The following is a 350-nucleotide window of genomic DNA, read 5'->3' as shown; positions in this document are numbered from 1 at the left end:
GATGGGCATCCCCTTCCGCCAGATGCACTCCTGGGATTATTCCGGCCCGTATCACGGCTATGACGGCTTCGCCATATTCGCCCGCGACATGGATCTGGCCATCAATAATCCGGTGTGGGATCTCTACGACGTCCCCTGGAAAAAAGAGGCCGCGCCAGCTGAGGCGGTTGCGGCCGAATGAGAGCCTGGCCTGTCTTGGGAAGGGGCAGGCCAGGCTCTTCCTATCGGACTTGATCCGCACTCGTGACAGATGACATCCCATTGCCGCCACCGGTGCGGCGCGATGAAAAGAAAGGTGCTTACTATGCCGCAGTCGGCGGAAAAAGTTCTCGACCATGCTCCCCTGTTCC

The 350-nt window shown here is 59.4% G+C and carries 1 pseudogene; it reads left to right on the top strand.

From position 1 onward, the window contains the following. Nucleotides 1-181: pseudogene (locus K6N12_RS33780) on the top strand (nitrogenase molybdenum-iron protein alpha chain); the annotation flags it as partial. Nucleotides 182-350: the final 169 nt, after the last annotated feature.

It is taken from the genome of Rhizobium redzepovicii, assembly GCF_019793435.1.
In the GTDB taxonomy this organism is placed as follows: Bacteria; Pseudomonadota; Alphaproteobacteria; order Rhizobiales; family Rhizobiaceae; genus Rhizobium; species Rhizobium redzepovicii.
Note: the sequence above shows the minus strand (reverse complement) of the source record. Positions and strands in the feature narration are given on the sequence as shown.